This is a genomic window from Cellulomonas sp. PhB143 (genome assembly GCF_003752595.1).
Taxonomy (GTDB): Bacteria; Actinomycetota; Actinomycetes; order Actinomycetales; family Cellulomonadaceae; genus Paraoerskovia.
This window is the reverse complement of record NZ_RKIJ01000017.1, coordinates 103,106-121,499: the sequence shown is the minus strand read 5'-3', so window position 1 is coordinate 121,499 and position 18,394 is coordinate 103,106. Positions and strand designations below refer to the sequence as shown.

The window sequence follows — 18,394 nt, the reverse complement described above, 5'->3', positions numbered from 1 at the left end:
CGGGGTGGGAGAGTAGGACGCCGCCGAACACCCATCAACCGAAGGCCCACCCCGACACCGGGGTGGGCCTTCGGCATACCCAAACCCCACCCCCCCACCCGCGCCTCGCGGACGTGAGGATCCGGGGGAGCTCACTCCGGCTCGGGCCCGCCCGGTTCTTGGTCGCTCGGTCCCGTGGCGGCGGGTTCAGTGCCAGAGCGCAGCGATGTGCTCCGCCGCTTCGCGGCCCTGGTCGCGGCCGGCTCGAGCCGCGGAAGGGCGCGTCGACAGGTCCATCAGGTTGCTCCCGAAGGCCTCGAGAGCCCGGCTGTCCGGTACGACGGTCTCGACCTCGCTGCCGGAGGCACGGAGCTCGCCGACCTGCGCCTCGAGGTGCATGTCCCACGAGCGGGGTGCGCGCGACCTGCCTCCGAGCGGCGACAGCACCAGCACGCGTGCATACCCGGCGGCGAGGTCGGCGTTCTCGCTCGAGCGGCGGTAGCCGCCGTCGATGTACCGGCTCTCGCCGATGCCGTGGGGGAGGCCGCTGGCACAGCTCGCCGCGACGGCGTCCGCGAGGTCGATCCCGCTGTGGCGGTCGAAGACCACGGGGTCGCCGGTGTGCGCCTCGACGGCCGTGATGAGGACCGGCTGCCGTGGCCAGTCGGCGCTGGGCAGCCGGGCGGCGACGGTGTCCCGCCACCGCGCCTGGCGGGAGCCGTCCGAGGCCTTCTCCATGTCCAGGGCCGCCGCACCGAGCCTGCGGCGCATGTCCGCCGGGTCGCCGGCGCCGGCGATGATGTCGTCGGTCCGGCGGAGGTGGTCTGACGGCTGGGCGGCGGGGGCGTGCGGCGTCCCGGACGCGACCGGACGTGGCGGGCGCTGCGCACCTGCAGCGAGGATGTCGGCGAGCAGCGAGGACGGGCTCGCTCCGGTCAGCTGGGCCGCGGCGGTCGATCCGGCCGACGTCCCGACGATCAGGTCCGCGTCGCTCAGGTCGAGGCCGCCCTCGAACAGTCCCGCGACGACGCCGACCAGCCAGGCGTTGCCCGCCGATCCGCCGCCGCCGAGGACCAGCGCCCGCTCGTGCTGGGTGCGCTCGTCCTGCGGGGAACCGGCCGGCGGCCGGTCGCCGGGCCCCGCCGGGCCGCCGGCCGACGCGGGGCGGACGTGCCTGGTGGCGAAGGGTGCGGAGCTCATGGGCACAGCGTCTCGCGTGACGCCCCGGACGTGCACGTCAATAGACCGGTGCCCCGTCGGCGCAGGAGGGTCAGCGGCTCTCGGGCGGCGGGTCCTGGTCGGGGAACATCTCGTCGACGGAGGACGAGCGGCGAGCCTCGTCCGGCACGCCAGGCGGAGCCGGCGCACGAGTGTCCGACGTGGCCGCGGGAACGTCCGGCGCCGTCGCGGCAGCCGCCGGAGCCGTCGGAGCGCCGGCCTGGGCGGCCCCCTCGGCGCGCGCCCGGGCGAGCATGGCATCGAGGCGGCGGCGGCGCGCGCGGCGGTCGATACGGACCACCACGATCAGCATGACGATCGCCAGCAGCAGGAGGATCTGGATCCAGGGGATCGCCCAGGTGACGACGGTCGCGGTCACCGGCTCGGCCGTCGGCGGGGCGTCCGTGGTGGTCGCCTCGTCGAGCACGGGCTTCGGCGTGACCGTGACCGTGGTGGTCACGCGGAACAGCGGCCACACGTCGGTGGTGTCCGTACGAGCGGCGAGCGAGGACCCGGGGAGGAGCTCGCCGACCTTCAGCGCGGCGTCCGGGGACACGAGGGCGCCGAAGGGACCCTCGGTGGTGGCCGTGCCGTCGACGTCGACGCGCACGTTCCCGGTGGCTGCGACGGTGGCGCTCACGGCGACGCTCCCGGAGGCGAAGGGGTTCCACGACGGCTGGTAGGACGCCGCGAGGCCCTTGATCGCGACGGCCGCGGACGCCTCGCCCGGCACGCGGACGTCGACGCGCACGCCGACGCGGTTGTCGACCGAGACCTGGTCCCCCTGCGACGAGACGGACGTCGTGATCCCGGCCGAGTGGTCGCCCGGCGTCGCGCCGTCCGGCACGGTGACGGTGAACGGGACGACGACCGTCTTCTTCGACGGGACGTCGACGGACGTCGCGGCGTCGATCCACGCGCCGGCGTCGGTCGGCTCGTGGTCGGCCGGGCGCAGGTCGTAGCTGCCGTTCGCCGTGAGGTAGCCGTCGTTGGCGGCGACGGCGAACGTCATGTCCGTGCCGCTGGAGTTCGTCACGGCGACGTGCTCGGTGGTCGAGTCGCCGGGGCCCAGGTCGAGCTCGATGGTGCGGCGCCCGTCCGGCCCGTCGGTGTCGGCCGGCGCCATCGACCAGGTGACCTTGCCCGCGGGGTCGTCCGCCGCGGCGAGGGATGCCGGGACAGGGTTCGCTACGGCGGCCGGCGCTCCGGAGGCGACGAGCACGGGCACGAGCGCCGCGATCAGCGCGGTGGTGAGGGTCCGCGTGAGGGGCTGGCGCACGGTCGAGATCCTTCGGTGGGACGGGTGCGGGGCGCGAGCGTCGCTCGCGCCCCGCATCACGGGCTGTCGCCGAGACTACCGGCCGGGGTGTTGCACCCCCTGTGCTGCCCGGCTCACTGCTCCATGAGGGTAAGGGTCAGCGTCGAGGAGTACGAGCCGGCCTCGACGTCCGCGGGGGTGCGCAGCGCGAGGTCCGCGTTGACGTCCCACGAGCCGGTCTCGTCCGCGGACCCGAAGGTGCTGACGAGGAGCTCCTGGCCCTCGAGGCCGACGGTCGGGGCACCCGAGCCGTCGTCCTCGACGCTCGAGACGGGCTCGCCGGCCGCGACCTCGCCGGTGGACGACTCGCTGAGCAGCGCCGGCGTCCAGCCGAGGTACTCGGGACCGATGGTCTTGCTCGCGTCGTCGGCGTCGGTGAACTCGCTCGCCTGCCCGACCACGGCCCAGGCCACCCCGTCGGGGATGTCCTCGACCGCGCGGTTGTCAGTGACCGTCACGGTCGGCGTGGTGCCGGTGAACTGGCGGACGTCGTCGGTCGAGCCGTCCTCCGTGAGCTCGACGCCGCCGTCGGCGACCGTCATCGAGAGCGAGCCCTCCGGCGTGATGCTGTCGATGTCGACGTGGACGGGGATGCCGTCCGAGTCGCCGTCGGCGGCCACGGCGGCGGAGCCCATGCCCACGGCGCCGACCAGGACGAGGCCGAGGGTTCCTGCACTGAGAAGGTGCAGCTTGCGCTTTGTCATCGTTGACTCTCTCCATCGTTGGGGCGTGAGCGGAGGCGTGCGGTGCCGCCACCGGCGTGCGCAGGTCATGACAGCGATGTCATGACGTTGTTGGAAACTGTAACCGTGCTCCGTTCGCCGCACAAGATGTCACATGCGCTCCGCAAGGCTCGCACGACGCGCGCGGACCCGCGCGACGGAGGCCGATCCGCCCGCTCCAGTTGACAGCGTTGTCAGGTGGTGCGAGCGTGCTGCAGTCCGACGTCGTCGTCGGAGGTGCCGCCCGACGCCGCCGTCGGGCGGACGCACTGCCCCCCACCCACGCCGACGTGGGACGAAGGAGATGTCCGGTGAGCCGCAGAGTTCCGCCAGCGAACGCGATCCTCCGACCAGACGGCCGGCCAGGCGACCCATCACGGCGCCGGGCGCGGTCGGTCCCCGTCGCGGCCGCGACCGCCGTGCTCGCGGCATCGGCCCTCGTGCTCCCCGCGGCCGCGCAGGCCGCCCCCGTGAGCGCCGCGGCCGTGAGCGCCGCGTCCGACGTCGTGGACGTGGACGGCCCCCTGACCGGCTACGTCAACCCGTTCATCGGCACCAAGGACGACGGCAACACCTACCCCGGCGCGGCCGTGCCGTTCGGGATGGTCCAGCTCTCGCCCGACAACGGGCACAACGTCGGCTACGACTACGACCGCGACCACGTCCGCGGGTTCTCGCTCGTGCACCTGTCGGGCGTCGGGTGCGGGCTCGGCGGGACGCTGCCGGTGCTGCCGACCACGGGAGCCGTGACGTCGACCGACTACACGAAGTACGAGCTGCCGTTCTCGCACGACGACGAGGAGGCCTCGCCCGGCTACTACCGGGTCGGTCTCGACTCGGCGGACGGCACGATCGACGCGGAGCTGACCGCGACCGAGCACACGGGGGTCCAGCGCTACACGTTCCCGCAGACCGAGCAGGCCAACGTCATGATCGACGCCGGCCAGGCCCTGAACACGGTCAGCGCGTCGAGCGTGCGGATCGTCGACGACCGCACCGTCGAGACGACGATCACGCAGCGCGGCTTCTGCCAGGACACCGAGCCGTTCACGATCCACACCCGCACGACGTTCGACCGGCCGTTCGCGTCGTCGGGCACCTGGACGGGCGACAAGGTCACCACGGGCTCGACGTCGGCGACGGGCGCCGGCCGGCACGGCGCCGTCGTCACCTTCGACACGACCGACGGTGACGTCGACGTCGAGGCGCAGACCTCGATGAGCTATGTCGACGCCGACGGCGCGGCAGCGAACCTCGCAGCCGAGGCGGGCACGTTCGACGACGCCCGCACCGCGGCCGTCGGGCAGTGGGAGTCGCGCCTCGGCTCGGTCCAGGTCGCGCGCGGCGACCGGACCGACCTGCGGACCTTCTACTCGTCGCTCTACCGGAGCTTCCTCGCCCCGAACACGGGCACGGACGTCGACGGCCGCTACCGCGGCTGGGACCAGGAGGTGCACACCGCGGACGGGTTCACCTACTACCAGAACTTCTCGCTGTGGGACACGTACCGGACCCAGCAGCAGCTCCTCGCGCTCCTGGCGCCGCAGGAGTCCGCGGACATGGCGCTCTCGGTCGTCAAGCAGGGCGAGCAGGGCGGCTGGCTGCCCCGCTGGGGCTACGGCACCGTCGAGACGAACATCATGACGGGCGACCCGGTGACGCCGTTCCTCGTGAGCGCCTGGAGCCAGGGCCTGCTCGAGGGGCACGAGGACGAGGCCTACGCCGTCCTCCAGCAGAACGCGGACGGCGTGCCGCCGGCGGACTCGCCCGACAACGGTCGGGCCGCGAACGAGGACTACCTCCGCGACGGGTTCGTGCCCTACGAGCCGTCCGCGACGGGCAAGCCGGGCGACTACGACTACCAGCACGGCGGCTCGGCGACCCTCGAGTACGCCGCCGCGGACGCCATGCTCTCCACGATGGCGCGCGGCCTCGGCCACGACGCCGACGCCGACCGCTACGCGGCCCGCGGGCAGAACTACCTCTCGGTGCTCGACCCCCGCACGAACGCCTTCCGGGCGCGCGACTCCCAGGGGCTCTTCGTGGGCGACCCGGACCCCGCCCAGAGCGTGGGCTTCCACGAGGGCACGTCGGCGCAGTACCAGTGGCTCGTCCCGCAGGACGTGCCGGGCCTGGTCGACCGGCTCGGGGGCGTCGACGCGACCAACCAGCGGCTCGACGACTTCTTCGTCTACGACGAGCTCCTCAAGGACCCGCAGAAGACGGCGACCGAGCTGTGGGTGAACGGCACGTACTCCTACTACGGGCAGGGCACCTACAACCCCAACAACGAGCCGAACCTCCCCTCGCCGTACACGTACCTGTGGACGGGCCAGCCGTGGAAGACGACCGACGTCGTGCGCGCCGCGACGACCCTCTTCACCGACGGGCCCGACGGCGTCACCGGGAACGACGACCTCGGCACGATGTCGGCGTGGCACGTGCTCTCCTCGCTCGGGGTCTACCCGATCGTGCCGGGCACGGACCAGTGGGGGCTGACGACGCCGTTGTTCGACGACGTGACGATCACGCTCGACCCGGCCTACTACCCGACCGGGTCGCTGCACGTCACCGCCCCGGGCACGTCGCAGGACAGCCGCTACACGCAGAGCGTCTCCCTCGGCGGCTCCGGCCTGGACCGGGCGCACCTGACGGGCCCCGAGCTCACCGGCGCGGGCACGCTCGCCTTCACCACGGGCAGCGAGCACAGCGCCTGGGCGACGGCGGCGGACGCCTCCCCGGGCGCCGTCGTCCACGCGGACCAGGATGTGCACCGGCTGTTCGCCGGGCTCGCCGACCGCCACCCGGTGGTCCGGCCGGGCGGGTCCGTCGACCTCACGGCCAGCGTGGTCGCGCAGGGCGAGGGCGACGTCTCCGGGACGATCGCCGTCACCACGGACGGGCCGATCACCGCGACGAGCGAGCTCGCGGACTGGTCGACGACGTCGGACGGCCTGCCGTCGACGGTCGACGGGGCGGTCACGCTCACGGCGGACGACGACGCGGCTCCCGGCCAGTACGTCGTCCACGTCACGGTGAAGGACGCCGCGGGCGACCAGGTGGTGCGCGACGTCCCCGTGGTCGTCGCGGCGGAGTCCTGGATCGCCGGGGCGTTCGACAACGTCGGCATCGGCGACGCGGGGGCGGCGAACGCCGACCTCGACGGTCTCGGCTCGTACCTGCTGCGTGCCCCGCTCGCCGACGCGGGAGCCGTCCAGGGTCTCGAGGCGACCGTGCCCGGGACCGACCTGCGCTACGTGCTCGGCGCGCCCGCAGCGGGCGAGCCCGACAACGTCGCCGCGAACGGGCAGGTGCTCGACGTGCCGGCCTCCCTGGGCGACGCGACGCAGATCTCGGTCGTCGGGACGAGCACGAGCGGGACCCACGGCGGGAACCTGGTGCTCGGCTACGCGGACGGCACGACGTCGACCGCGCCGGTCAGGCTCTCCGACTGGTGCACCGGCAGCCCGGAGGCCGGGAACGTCCTCGTGGCGAAGCCCGGTTCCCGTGGCGCCGGCAAGGACACCCAGAACATCGGGTGCGGCCTCTACGCGACCGCTCCGGTCGACCTCGCCGCAGGCAAGACGCTCACGAGCGTCACGCTCCCGAAGGACACCTCGTTCCACGTGTTCGCGGTGGCCACGGACGGGTCCGGCGAGCTGCCGGGCGCGGGCGTGACGGTGGACGCGCAGGCGCGCTGCGTCGGTGCGAACGCGTATCTCGCGGTGCGCGCGAAGAACACCGGTGAGGGCGCGGCCGACCTGACGATCGCCACGGACCTGGGCCGGAAGACCTTCTCCGGGGTGGCGTCGGGCAAGAGTGCGACGCTGTCGCTGAACTCGCGCTCGGCCGCGCTGGACGCCGGGCAGGTCACGGTGACCGTGACGCGCGACGGGGTGACCCAGGCGGTCACCGCCGAGCACGGGGCGGTGAGCTGCGGCTGAGCCGCTGAAGGCGGAGCACGTGGCCGCGGGCCCGGGGGCGTCGAACGCTCCCGGGCCCGCGGCGTCCCCGGCTCTGCGGGGCGCCCGCGCCGTCATACTGGCGGGGTGAGGATCTCGGCGCGCGCGGACTACGCGATCAGGGCCGCAGCGGAGCTCGCCGCGGCGGAGGGGGACCACGCGGTCACCGCGGAGGCCCTGGCGCAGGCGCAGGGGATCCCGCCGAAGTTCCTCGAGAGCATCCTCACGTCCCTGCGGCGCGAGCACGTCGTGACGAGCCGCCGCGGCAAGGGGGGCGGGTACCGCCTCGCGCGTCCGGCCGCCGAGGTGACGCTCGCCGAGATCGTGCGGGTCGTCGACGGCCCGCTCGTCTTCGTGCGCGGGGAGCGCCCGTCCGAGCTCGAGTACCAGGGGGCCGCGGCGGGCCTGCTGCCGGTCTGGGTCGCGCTGCGCGCGAACGTCCGCGCGGTGCTGGAGGAGGTCACGCTGGCCGACGTCGCCGCGGGTCGGCTGCCGGCTGCGGTCGCGGGGCTCGTGGCGTCCGACGCCGCGTGGGAGAACCCCTGACCGACCCCCCGCGCGCTGGTCGCGGCGGGACGTTACACACGTCCGAGGTGCGGTCAGGCCCTTTAACCTACATCTCTAGTAGGGAAGCATGAAGGTCTCGACCGGAAGGAACCCTCATGCGCACCCTCGTCCTCCTCGCGCTCGTCGGCCTCGGCGCCCAGCTCGTCGACGGCAGCCTCGGCATGGCCTACGGCGTGACCTCGACGACGCTGCTGCTCGCGGTCGGGGCCAACCCCGCCGCGGCGTCCGCCACGGTCCACCTCGCCGAGATCGGCACGACGCTCGCGTCCGGCATCTCCCACTGGCGGTTCGGGAACGTCGACTGGCGCGTCGTCCTGCGCATCGGCGTCCCGGGGGCGGTCGGGGCCTTCGCGGGGGCGACGTTCCTCTCGGCCATCTCGACCGAGGTCGCCACGCCGGTGATGTCCGGGATCCTGCTCGCGCTCGGGGCGTACGTGCTGGCGCGGTTCACCTTCCGCGGGCTGCGCCAGGACCGCCTCGGCACGCCGCTGCGCAAGCGGTTCCTCGCCCCGCTCGGCCTGGTCGCCGGGTTCGTCGACGCGACGGGCGGCGGCGGCTGGGGCCCGGTCGGCACGCCCGCGATCCTCGCGAGCGGCCGGCTCGAGCCGCGCAAGGTCATCGGCTCGATCGACACGAGCGAGTTCCTCGTCTCCGTCGCCGCCAGCCTCGGGTTCTTCGTCGGGATCGGCTCGGCGGGCGTGAACCTCGGCTGGGCGGTCGCCCTGCTCGCCGGCGGCCTCGTCGCCGCGCCGATCGCCGCGTGGCTCGTGCGGCACGTCCCGGCGCGCGTGCTCGGGTCCGCCGTCGGCGGTCTGATCGTCCTCACCAACGTGCGCACGCTGGTCCACGCCGAGCTGCTCGACCTGTCCTCGGCCGCGACCGTCGCGGTCTACGCGGCGATCGTCGTGGTCTGGGTGCTCGCCGTGGCCTACTCGGTGCGGGCCCACCTGCGTGAGCCGGCGCGGACCGCCGAGCCGGCGCCCGTCCCGGACCCGGTCGCCTGAGGTCGGCGAGAAGACATGAGGCCCCGGGGAGCATGCTCCCCGGGGCCTCCGTCGACGTCCGCGTCCGGGACGGTGGGACGTGGCGTCAGGCCGCGGCCACCGCCGCGTCCGCGGGCAGGTCGTCCTTGCGCGCCGAGATCAGCACGGCGACGAGCACGAGCGCGAGTGCGAAGAAGCCCGCGCCCCAGACATAGGCGACGTGGTACCCGCTGACGCTCGCCTCGTGCAGGGTCGCCGCCGACGTCGGGTCGGCGCCCCCGGCGACGAGGTCACCCATCTTCGCCGTGATCGCGGAGATCGAGACGGTGTTCAGCAGCGCGAGGCCGAGCGACCCGCCGACCTGCTGCGACGTGTTGAGCATCGCCGAGGCGATGCCGGCGTCGTGCCCCCCGACGCCGACGAGCGCGGTGCTCGAGGCCGGGATGAACACCATGGACATGCCGATGCTCATCACGAGGATGCCGGGGAAGACGGAGGTCCAGTAGCTCGACGTCGGCGTGGTCAGGGTCAGCAGCAGCATCCCGGCGGTCGCGAGGGCCAGCCCGGTCAGGAGCAGCGGCTTGGGCCCCACGCGGGGCAGCAGCCGGGCGACGAAGCCCGCCATCGCGATGATGCCGATGCTGAACGGCAGGAACGCGAAGCCCGCGCGCAGCGGGCTGTACCCGAGCACGTCCTGGAAGTACAGGGTCATGAACAGGAACATGGCGAACATGCCGCCGCCGAGCAGGAAGAACGTCAGGTACGACGCGCCGCGGTTGCGCTCGAGCACGATGCGCATCGGCAGCAGGGGGTTCTTGACCTTCGTCTCGAGGACCACGAACGCGACCAGGAGGACGGCGGCGACCGCGAACAGCGCGAGGACGAACGGGTCGGTCCAGCCGACGACGCTCACGGAGCCGTCCGCGGCGACCTCCTGCTTGGCGGCCTCCGTGAAGGCGTAGACGAGCGAGAGCAGCCCGAGTGTCGACAGCGCGGCTCCCGGGACGTCGAGCCGGGTGTCCCCGTGCGCCTTGGACTGCGGGACCTCGCGGATCGCGAAGAGCACCGCGACGACCGCGATCGGCACGTTGACCAGCAGGCACCAGCGCCAGTCGAGGTACTCGGTGAGCACGCCGCCGAGCAGCAGGCCGATCGCGGCGCCGCCGCCCGAGATCGCGCCGAACACGCCGAACGCCTTGGCGCGCTCCTTCGGGTCCTGGAACATCACGGTGATCAGGGCGAGGGCCGCGGGAGCCAGCAGGGCGCCGAAGACGCCCTGGAGCGCACGCGAGCCGAAGAGCCAGCCCTCGTTCATCGCGGCGCCACCGAGGGCCGAGGCGGCGGCGAAGCCGACGAGCCCGACGATGAACGCGGTCTTGCGGCCGAGGTAGTCGGCGACGCGCCCGCCGAGCAGCAGGAGCCCGCCGAAGGCCAGCGTGTAGGCCGTGATGGCCCACTGCAGGTTCTCCGGGCCGATGTTGAGGTCCACCGCCGCCGAGGGCAGGGCGATGTTCATGATCGAGCCGTCGAGGATGATCATCAGCTGGGCGACCGCGATGACGGCGAGCGCCTTCCAGCGGCGCGGGTCCGGCGGCGGCAGGGGCTCGACGCCGGCGTCGGCGGTTGCCGGCTCGGCGGTGGGGGGCGGGGCGGATTCGGACACGGTGGACTCCAGGCGAAGAAGGGTGGAGCGGGGCGGGGAGCGGCGTCGTCACCGCGGTCGCGAGGCAGCGTCGTCGGGCCTGGCGGGGTGGGGCAGTCCCGGACGGCCCCCTCAGGGGCGCCGAGACGCGAGCATGCGATCTTATCCGACGAGGCCCCCGCCTGCGCGAGGTTCTCGCGCGGGTGGGGGCCGTCGCCGGGCGACCGGGGGCCGGGCGGGTCTCAGCCCTTGACCGAGCCGGACATGAGCCCGCCGACGAAGTACTTGCCGAGCAGGATGTAGACGAGCAGCGTCGGCAGGGACGCGAAGAGCGCGCCCGCCATCGAGACGCCGTAGTTCTGCAGCATCGCCCCGTTGGCCAGGTTGTTCAGCGCCAGGGTGATCGGGCCGTTCTGGTTGTTCGAGAAGAACACGGCGAACAGGAAGTCGTTCCAGGCGTTGGTGAACTGCCAGATGAGCACGACGACGAAGCTGGGCACCGAGATCGGCAGGATCACCCACGCGTAGGTGCGCAGCATGCCCGCGCCGTCGACCCGGGCGGCCTCGACGAGCTCGTGGGGGATGGTCTGGTAGTAGTTGCGGAAGATCAGCGTCGTGATCGGGATGCCGTAGATGATGTGCAGCAGGATCAGGGACGGCACGCCGTTCGGGATGCCCGCGTCGAGGAAGATCTGCAGCAGCGGGATCATCACGGCCTGGTACGGGATGAACATCCCGAAGAGGATGATCGCGAAGACCGTGTTGGCCCCGCGGAACCCCCAGCGTGAGAGCACGAACCCGTTCATCGACCCGAGCACGGCCGAGATGATCGACGCCGGGATGACGACCTCGAAGGTGCGCCACAGCGCCGGCGAGAGGGCGGTCCACGCGTCCTGCCAGTTCTGCATGGTCCAGACCTGCGGCAGGTTCCACGCGCGGGTCGGCGACGCGTCCCCGGTGCCCTTGAAGCTGGTGACGAACAGGACGTAGACGGGCACGAGGACGACGACGATGCCGGCCAGGAGCGCGACGTACCGCAGGGTGCGGGCCGTGGAGTACCGGGACCGTCCCCGGTCGGGGCGCAGGTCCGTGGGGCGGCCCGCGACGTCGGGCGCGGGGACCGGGGTGGCGACGGTGGCCATCACTTCTCCTGACGGTTCGTCTTGACGAGGTACGGCACGATCACCAGGGCGACGATCACGAGCAGGATCGTGCCGATCGCGGCGGCGTTCGCGTAGTCGAAGCTGGACTTCGCCAGGTACATGTCGACCGCGGGCACCTTGGTCTGGTAGTTCGCCGGCTTCGAGATCGACATGATCAGGTCGAAGGACTTCAGCGACATGTGCCCGATGATGATGAGCGCCGAGAGCATGATCGGCGTGAGCTGCGGGAAGAGCACGTGGCGGTAGACCTGCCACTCGCTCGCGCCGTCCATCCGGCCGGCCTCGCGCAGCTCGTCGGGGATGCCCCGGAAGCCGGCGAGGAACAGCGCCATCACGTAGCCGGAGAGCTGCCAGATCGCGGGGATGGTGATCGCGAGGATGCCGAAGGTGACGTTGTTCCACCAGTTGTTCTGCAGGAAGTCGAGCCCGACCATCTGGAAGAGCCGGTTCAGCCCGCTCGCGCCCTCGCCCTGCGTCGAGTTCAGCAACCAGCGCCACACCACTCCCGAGGCGATGAACGAGACCGCCATCGGGAACAGGTACACGGACCGGAAGAAGCCCTCGCCCCGGATGGGCTTGTCGAGCAGCCAGGCCCAGACGAAGCCGATGACCAGCGTGCCGAGCAGGAAGACCACGGTGAAGAGCACGAGGTTGATCAGCGAGTGCTGGAACTCCTCGCTCTTGAGCAGCGTCGTGTAGTTCTGGAACCAGACGACCGACGTGGGCTCGACCCCGTTGGCGGTCGCCGCGCTGTGGTCGTCGGTGACGGACTTGGCGAAGTTCGCCCCGATGAGCCCGTAGACGAAGACGCCGACGAGGACCAGGGACGGGGCGAGCAGGAGCAGTGGCGGACCGAGCCGCCGGATTCGTTGCGTCATCGAGTCATTCCTCCCGGGGGGCCGGGGTGGGGAGGGCGGGCACGTGCGGGCACGTGCGGGCACGTGTGGGCACGTGTGGGCACCGACGGTGGGGCCCGCCCGGACGCGCCGGACGGGCCCCACGGGTCGGGTCAGCCCTTGACGGCGGCCGCGAGGTCGGACTGGTACGTCGCGAGGTCGGACGCACCGGTGGTGAACTTGCTGGTCGCGTCGGTGATCGCGTTCAGCGTGGCGACCGGGGCGGCCGCACCGTGCGCGAGCGAGGACACGATGGTGTCCTTGCCGAACGACTCGATGGCGGTCTGCTGGTAGTCGCTGAAGTCCGAGGTGTCGGCGTCGGTGCGGGCCGGGATGGACCCCTTCGCCTTGTTGAAGGCCTCCTGGCCCTCGGCGGAGCCGACGGTCTCGAGCCAGTTCTTCGCGCCGCCCGGGTGGGGGGCGCCGACCGGGAGCGTGAACGAGTCCGCGAGGAAGTCGAAGACGCCGTCGGTCCCGGGGACGGGGAAGTAGACGTAGTCCGCGGGGGCCTTCTTGTCGGCCTCCTCGAACGCCGCCTCGGCCCAGTCGCCCATGACGTTGAAGCCGGCGGTGCCGTCGATGATCTGCTGGGTCGCGTCCGGCCAGTCGAGCCCGTCGCGGTCCGTGTTCGTGTAGGACATGAGCTTCTGGAAGTCCGTCAGCGCGTCCGTCACGTCCGAGCCGGCCCAGTCGGTGGAGCCGTCCCACAGCCCGCTGTAGCCGTCCGCCCCGAGGTCCGAGATCAGCACGGTCTCGAGGAGGTTGACCTGGGTCCAGGTGGTGGCCACTGACAGCGCTGTCTTGCCGGACTTCTTCACGGCGTCGAGCGCGGTGAACCAGTCGTCCATCGAGTCGTACGTCGCGCTCGGGTCGAGGCCGGCGTCCTTGAGCACGGTCGGGTTGGCCCAGACCACGTTGGCGCGGTGGATGTTCGACGGGATCGAGTAGATCTTGCCGTCCACGGTGAGGCGGTCGAGGAGGTCCTTCGGGAAGGCCTCCTTCAGGCCGAACTCGTCGTAGAGGTTGCTGACGTCCTGGATCTGGCCGGCGTCGATGTAGTCCTGGAGCTCCGCGCCGGCGTGCGCCTGGAACGTGTCCGGCGGGTCGTTCGTCTGCAGCCGCGACTGCAGGAGGTCCTTGGCGGCGGAGCCGGCGCCGCCGGCGACCGCACCGTTGACGAACTTCGTGTCGGCGTGCTGGTCGTTGAACACGTTGACCAGCGCGTCGAGCCCGGCCTTCTCCGAGCCGGCGGCCCACCAGGTGAAGACCTCCACCTCGCTGGCGTCGCCGGCGCCGGCCGACGCCGACCCGCCGTCGGACCCGTCCGAGTCGTCGCTGCTGCATGCGGTGAGGCTGAGCCCCAGGACCGCGGCGCTCGCCACGGTTGCCGCCACTCGTCTGTTGACGCGCATCGATATCCCTACGCCTTCGTTGCCGTTGGTGGGGACCCTCGCGGCCACCGACCCTGGCTGCCGCGAGCGGCCGGACGCACCTGCGCGTCCCGAACACCCACGGGCCATACAACTGGTCGGCGCACCTTGGTGTCAAGAATTGAAGCCAAGCGACGCGCGATCGTGACGTTCGGGTCATGGCCCGTACCCAAGGCCGCGCAGCGCCCACGTTCCGCCGTTCTCGCGCCCGGCGGTCGCCGCGGCCGCGTGTGTATCGTGACCGAGGTGCGTACCGACCGGGTGACGCCCGGCTCGCAGACCTCCCTCCGGGAGGCGAACCGGGCCAGGATCGTGAGCGCCGTGCAGCAGCGGGGCTCGCTCACGCAGGTCGAGCTCGCCGGGACCACGGGGCTCTCGCCGGCGACCGTGTCCAACATCGTCAAGGAGCTCAGCGCCGCGGGCGTCCTGCACACCGCGCCGTCGACCCGGTCGGGGCGCCGGGCGCAGCTCGTCACCCTCGCCCGCAGCCTCGGGCTCGTGGCCGGGGTGCACTTCGGCGCCCGCTCGATGCGCGTGGCGCTCGCCGACGCGTCCCTGCGCGTGATCTCCGAGGAGCGCATGCCGCTCGCCCCGGACCACCGGGCGGACGTTGGCCTGCGCCGTGCCGCGATGCTCGTCGAGGAGATGGCGGCCTCCGTCGAGGCCGGGGCGGGCGAGCTGCTCGCCGTCGGGATCGGGGTGCCGGCGCCCGTCGACGTCCGCACCGGCACCGTCTCGAGCGCCGGGCTCCTGCGCGGCTGGGACGGCGCCGAGGTCGGCACGGAGCTCGGCGCGACCTTCGGCGTCCCCGTGGGCGTCGACAACGACGCGAACCTCGGCGCGCTCGCCGAGGCGCGGCTCGGGGCGGGCGCCGGCTACGACCCGGTGGTGTACCTGCGGGTCTCGCACGGCGTCGGGGGAGGGATCGTCCTCGGCGGCCAGCTGCTGCGCGGGCGGCGCGGCGCGGCCGGCGAGATCGGCCACGTCACCATCGACGAGAACGGACCGGTCTGCCGGTGCGGCAACCGCGGCTGCCTCGAGACGTTCGTCGGCTCCCACGTCCTGGTGGGCATGCTCGCGGGCCGCGGCCACCTCACCCTCGCCGACGTCATCGCGGGCGCGCTCGCGGGCGACGCCGGCTGCCGGCGCGTCGTCTACGACGCCGGCCAGCACCTGGGGGTCGCGGCCGCGAACCTGTGCAACATCGTCGATCCGGAGGTCGTCGTCGTCGGCGGTCAGCTCGCCGAGGCCGGGGAGCTGCTCCTGGACCCGATGCGCACGGCGCTCGAGCAGCGCACGCTGCCCAGCGCGGCCGGCCCGCCCCAGGTGCTCGCCACCTCGCTCGGGGCCTGGGCCGAGGCCCGAGGGGCGCTCGTGGTCGCGCTCGACCTGGCTCGGGACCGAGGGACGCTGGGGGTGGGCGTGTGAGGCGCTCCGGGCTCGGGTCGCGGCGCCGGACGGAGCTCGCGGTGGTGCTCGCGGCGACGCTGGCGGGCGGGGGGCTCGTCGGGTGCGCGAGCGGCGACGGCACCACCGGCGAGGGGACGATCGCGCTGCTCCTGCCGGAGGCCAAGACCGCCCGCTACGAGTCCAGCGACCGCCCGACGTTCGAGGAGGTCGCCGCGCTGCGCTGCCCGACCTGCCAGCTCCTGTACGCCAACGCCGACCAGGACGCCGCCACCCAGCAGGAGCAGGCGGAGGCGATGATCGCGCGCGGCGCGGACGTCCTCGTGCTCGACGCCGTCGACACCGTGGCCGCGACCAGCATCGTCGCCGACGCCGAGCGCCACCACGTCCCGGTGATCGCCTACGACCGGTACATCGACGACCCCGCCGTCGACTACTACGTCTCGTTCGACAGCGCGCTCATCGGGTACCAGCAGGGCGAGGCGCTGCTCGCCGCGCTCGCGGGCTCCCCGCGCCGGACGGACGGGCGGCCGCCCGGCGTCCTGCTCGTCCACGGCTCGCCCACCGACCCGAACGCGGACGCGCTCAAGCGCGGGGTGCACCGGGCGCTGGACGACGCCGACGTGCAGATCCTCGCGGAGTACGACACCCCCGACTGGAGCCCGGACAAGGCCCAGGACTGGGTCACCGGGCAGCTCACCCAGTTCGCGGGCCGGGTCGACGGCGTCTACGCCGCCAACGACGGCACCGCGGGCGGGGCCATCGCCGCGATGAAGGCGGCCGGGATGGACCCCGTGCCCCCGGTGACCGGGCAGGACGCCGAGCTCTCGGCCGTGCAGCGTATCGTCGCGGGCGACCAGCTCATGACGGTCGCGAAGGCCACGGACCAGCAGGCACGCACCGCCGCGGAGCTCTCCGTGCGGGTGCTGCGCGGCGAGGACCCGGTCGCCCCCGCGACGATCGGCGGGATCAAGAGCTTCCTGCTGGCACCGACGACGATCGAGGCCGCGGACGTCGAGCGCGTCGTGGTCCAGGGCCGGATCTATCCGGTCGACGAGATCTGCACGCCCCCGTACGCCGACGCCTGCGAGGCGCTCGGCCTGACATCCCCAGGAGCACCGTGACGTCGGTCCTGACCCTTGCGGGGGTCTCCAAGAGCTTCGGCGCGGCGCGCGCGCTGGTGGACGTCGACCTCGAGGTCCACCCGCACGAGGTGGTCGCCGTCGTCGGCGACAACGGCGCGGGCAAGTCCACGCTCGCCGCGATGCTCGCGGGAGTTCACCAGCCCGACTCCGGTGCGGTGCTCGTCGACGGGGAGCCGGTCCGGCTCGCCTCGCCGGCCACGGCCCGCCAGCGGGGCATCGCCGCGGTGTTCCAGGAGCTCGCGCTCTGCGACAACCTCGACGTCGTCGAGAACCTGTTCCTCGGCCACGAGCTGGAGGCGGGCCCGTTCCTCGACGAGGTCGCGATGGAGCGGCAGGCGTGGGAGCTGCTCGACCAGCTCGCCGCCCGGGTCCCGAGCGTGCGCATGCCCGTCTCGGCGCTCTCCGGCGGCCAGCGGCGCACCGTGGCCATCGCGCGCGCCCTGCTCGGCGACCCGCGCGTCGTCGTGCTCGACGAGCCGACGGCCGCGCTCGGCATCCGGCAGACCGCCCAGGTGCTGACGCTCGTGGAGCGGCTGCGCTCCCGCGGGCACTCCGTGGTGCTGATCAGCCACTCGACCGCCGACGTGCAGGCGGTGGCCGACCGGATCGTCGTCCTGCGGCTCGGGCGGGTCAACGGCGTGTTCGACGCCGACGCCGCGACCTCGGAGGACCTCCTCGCCGCGATCACCGGCGCGGCGCCCGCCGCCCCGCGCACCCGGCGACCCGGCGCCGCGCCCGTCGAGGGAGGCCCCCGATGAGCGCCGGCGAGGACGCCGGTGCGCTGCGCTCGCTGTGGCGCCGCATGCGTGCGGGCGAGCTGCGGATGCTGCCGATCGTCGTCGCCCTGCTCGTCATCTGGGTGGTGTTCGGGATCGCGAACCCGACCTTCTGGACGGCGGAGAACCTCGTCAACCTCTCCCTGCAGAGCGTCTCGACCGGGGTCATCGCGCTCGGCGTCGTGCTGGTGCTGCTCGTCGGGCAGATCGACCTGTCGGTGGGTTCGGTGAGCGGGCTCGCCGCGGCGATCGTCGCCGTCGGCTCCGTCCAGTGGGGCTGGCCCCTGGCGCTCGGCGTCGTCGTGGCGGTCGTGGTCGGGATGGCGGTCGGCCTCGTCTACGGCATCGCCTGCACCCGCCTCGGGCTGCCCAGCTTCGTGCTCACGCTCGCCGGCCTGCTCGTCCTGGCCGGCGTCCAGTGGCGGGTGCTCGGCACCGACGGGTCGGTGAACCTGCCCTTCGGGTCGTGGCTGGTGCGCTTCAGCCAGTCGTGGTTCGTGCCGGCGGCCGTCGCGTGGGTCGCCGTCGTCGTCGTCGTCCTGGTCGTCGCCGGGGTGGCGCTGCTCGAGCGGCGCCGGCGCGTGCTCGTCGACCTGCCGGCCGAGAGCCTGGGGCGCATCGCGGCGCGGTGCGCGCTCCTCGCGGTGGTGCTCGCCCTCGTCGTCGGCTACCTGGGGAGGGCGCGCGGCGTCGGGGTCAGCGTCGTGTTCTTCCTGGCCCTCGTCGTGGTGGCGGACGTGCTGCTGCGCCGCACCCGCTGGGGGCGCTCGATGCGCGCCGTGGGCGGCAGCCGCCGGGCCGCGCTGCTCGCGGGCGTGCCGGTGCGGCGCACGCTGGTCTCGGCGTTCGTCGCGTGCTCGGCGCTCGCCGCCGTCGGCGGGGTGCTGGCGGCCGGCCGGCTCGCCGCCGCGAACCAGGGCACCGGCGGCGGCGACGTGTTCCTCACCGCGATCGCGGCCGCCGTCATCGGTGGGACGAGCCTCTTCGGGGGGCGCGGCAGCGCGTGGTCGGCGGTGCTGGGGGTGCTCGTCATCCAGTCGATCGCGAACGGGCTCACGCTGCTCGACCTGGACTCGGCGGCGCGCTCGATCGTCACCGGCGTCGTGCTGGCGCTCGCCGTCTCGATCGACACCCTCGTGCGCGGTCGCCGCGAGACCTGACGGGCGCCCTGGTGGGCGGCGCCGGT

Annotated in this window: 14 protein-coding genes; 7 read left to right on the top strand and 7 right to left on the bottom strand. The window is 73.2% G+C overall.

All coding sequences use genetic code 11. The features are described from left to right. Positions 1-186: 186 nt before the first annotated feature. The 3 genes from EDF32_RS14420 to EDF32_RS14410 all read right to left on the bottom strand — a co-directional run bounded on the left by EDF32_RS14420 (position 187) and on the right by EDF32_RS14410 (position 3,219). Positions 187-1,179, bottom strand: coding sequence for a patatin-like phospholipase family protein (locus EDF32_RS14420; RefSeq protein WP_233565943.1), 993 nt, complete (start codon positions 1,177-1,179; stop codon positions 187-189). A 70-nt stretch (positions 1,180-1,249) separates the two neighbouring features. Continuing rightward, a complete protein-coding gene (locus EDF32_RS14415) occupies positions 1,250-2,476 on the bottom strand; it encodes a WxL protein peptidoglycan domain-containing protein (protein WP_158614113.1) in 1,227 nt (408 codons plus the stop codon). Positions 2,477-2,589: 113 nt separating this feature from the next. After that, positions 2,590-3,219: a hypothetical protein gene (locus EDF32_RS14410; protein WP_148061620.1), complete on the bottom strand. Its 630-nt coding sequence runs from the start codon at positions 3,217-3,219 to the stop codon at positions 2,590-2,592. A gap of 488 nt (positions 3,220-3,707) precedes the next feature. On the opposite strand from EDF32_RS14410, the gene EDF32_RS14405 reads away from it, so the two are divergent. The 3 genes from EDF32_RS14405 to EDF32_RS14395 all read left to right on the top strand — a co-directional run bounded on the left by EDF32_RS14405 (position 3,708) and on the right by EDF32_RS14395 (position 8,770). Beyond that, complete coding sequence (locus EDF32_RS14405) at positions 3,708-7,181, top strand: GH92 family glycosyl hydrolase (protein WP_199734955.1); 3,474 nt, start codon at positions 3,708-3,710, stop codon at positions 7,179-7,181. A 105-nt stretch (positions 7,182-7,286) separates the two neighbouring features. Next, the gene (locus EDF32_RS14400; RefSeq protein ID WP_123309248.1) at positions 7,287-7,745 is read left to right on the top strand and encodes an Rrf2 family transcriptional regulator; all 459 of its coding nucleotides are present in this window, start codon (positions 7,287-7,289) and stop codon (positions 7,743-7,745) included. 116 nt (positions 7,746-7,861) lie between these two features. Continuing rightward, a complete protein-coding gene (locus tag EDF32_RS14395; RefSeq protein WP_123309247.1) occupies positions 7,862-8,770 on the top strand; it encodes a sulfite exporter TauE/SafE family protein in 909 nt (302 codons plus the stop codon). An 85-nt stretch (positions 8,771-8,855) separates the two neighbouring features. Here the strand turns inward: EDF32_RS14395 and EDF32_RS14390 are convergent, their stop codons facing one another. The 4 genes from EDF32_RS14390 to EDF32_RS14375 all read right to left on the bottom strand — a co-directional run bounded on the left by EDF32_RS14390 (position 8,856) and on the right by EDF32_RS14375 (position 13,862). After that, the gene (locus EDF32_RS14390) at positions 8,856-10,412 is read right to left on the bottom strand and encodes an MFS transporter (protein ID WP_233565942.1); all 1,557 of its coding nucleotides are present in this window, start codon (positions 10,410-10,412) and stop codon (positions 8,856-8,858) included. A gap of 221 nt (positions 10,413-10,633) precedes the next feature. Further along, a complete protein-coding gene (locus EDF32_RS14385) occupies positions 10,634-11,533 on the bottom strand; it encodes a carbohydrate ABC transporter permease (protein WP_123309246.1) in 900 nt (299 codons plus the stop codon). After that, positions 11,533-12,432 (bottom strand): carbohydrate ABC transporter permease, encoded by a 900-nt coding sequence (locus EDF32_RS14380; protein ID WP_123309245.1) that lies wholly within the window; start codon positions 12,430-12,432, stop codon positions 11,533-11,535. Before EDF32_RS14380 ends, EDF32_RS14385 begins: the two co-directional genes overlap by 1 nt. A gap of 131 nt (positions 12,433-12,563) precedes the next feature. Beyond that, positions 12,564-13,862 carry an ABC transporter substrate-binding protein gene (locus tag EDF32_RS14375; RefSeq protein ID WP_123309244.1) on the bottom strand — a complete coding sequence of 433 codons (1,299 nt, stop codon included), beginning with the start codon at positions 13,860-13,862 and terminating at the stop codon, positions 12,564-12,566. A 264-nt stretch (positions 13,863-14,126) separates the two neighbouring features. Between EDF32_RS14375 and EDF32_RS14370 the strand changes: the two genes are divergently transcribed. From EDF32_RS14370 to EDF32_RS14355, 4 genes are read left to right on the top strand one after another with little or no spacing between them, the layout of a single operon-like run. Next, complete coding sequence (locus EDF32_RS14370) at positions 14,127-15,308, top strand: ROK family transcriptional regulator (protein WP_123309264.1); 1,182 nt, start codon at positions 14,127-14,129, stop codon at positions 15,306-15,308. Further along, positions 15,305-16,411, top strand: a complete 1,107-nt coding sequence (locus EDF32_RS14365) for a substrate-binding domain-containing protein (RefSeq protein WP_199734954.1) — start codon at positions 15,305-15,307, stop codon at positions 16,409-16,411. Before EDF32_RS14370 ends, EDF32_RS14365 begins: the two co-directional genes overlap by 4 nt. After that, positions 16,408-17,190, top strand: a complete 783-nt coding sequence (locus tag EDF32_RS14360) for an ATP-binding cassette domain-containing protein (RefSeq protein WP_123309243.1) — start codon at positions 16,408-16,410, stop codon at positions 17,188-17,190. The genes EDF32_RS14365 and EDF32_RS14360 overlap by 4 nt, the downstream gene beginning before the upstream one ends. Continuing rightward, positions 17,187-18,368: a sugar ABC transporter permease gene (locus EDF32_RS14355; RefSeq protein WP_123309242.1), complete on the top strand. Its 1,182-nt coding sequence runs from the start codon at positions 17,187-17,189 to the stop codon at positions 18,366-18,368. The genes EDF32_RS14360 and EDF32_RS14355 overlap by 4 nt, the downstream gene beginning before the upstream one ends. The last annotated feature ends 26 nt before the right edge of the window (positions 18,369-18,394 follow it).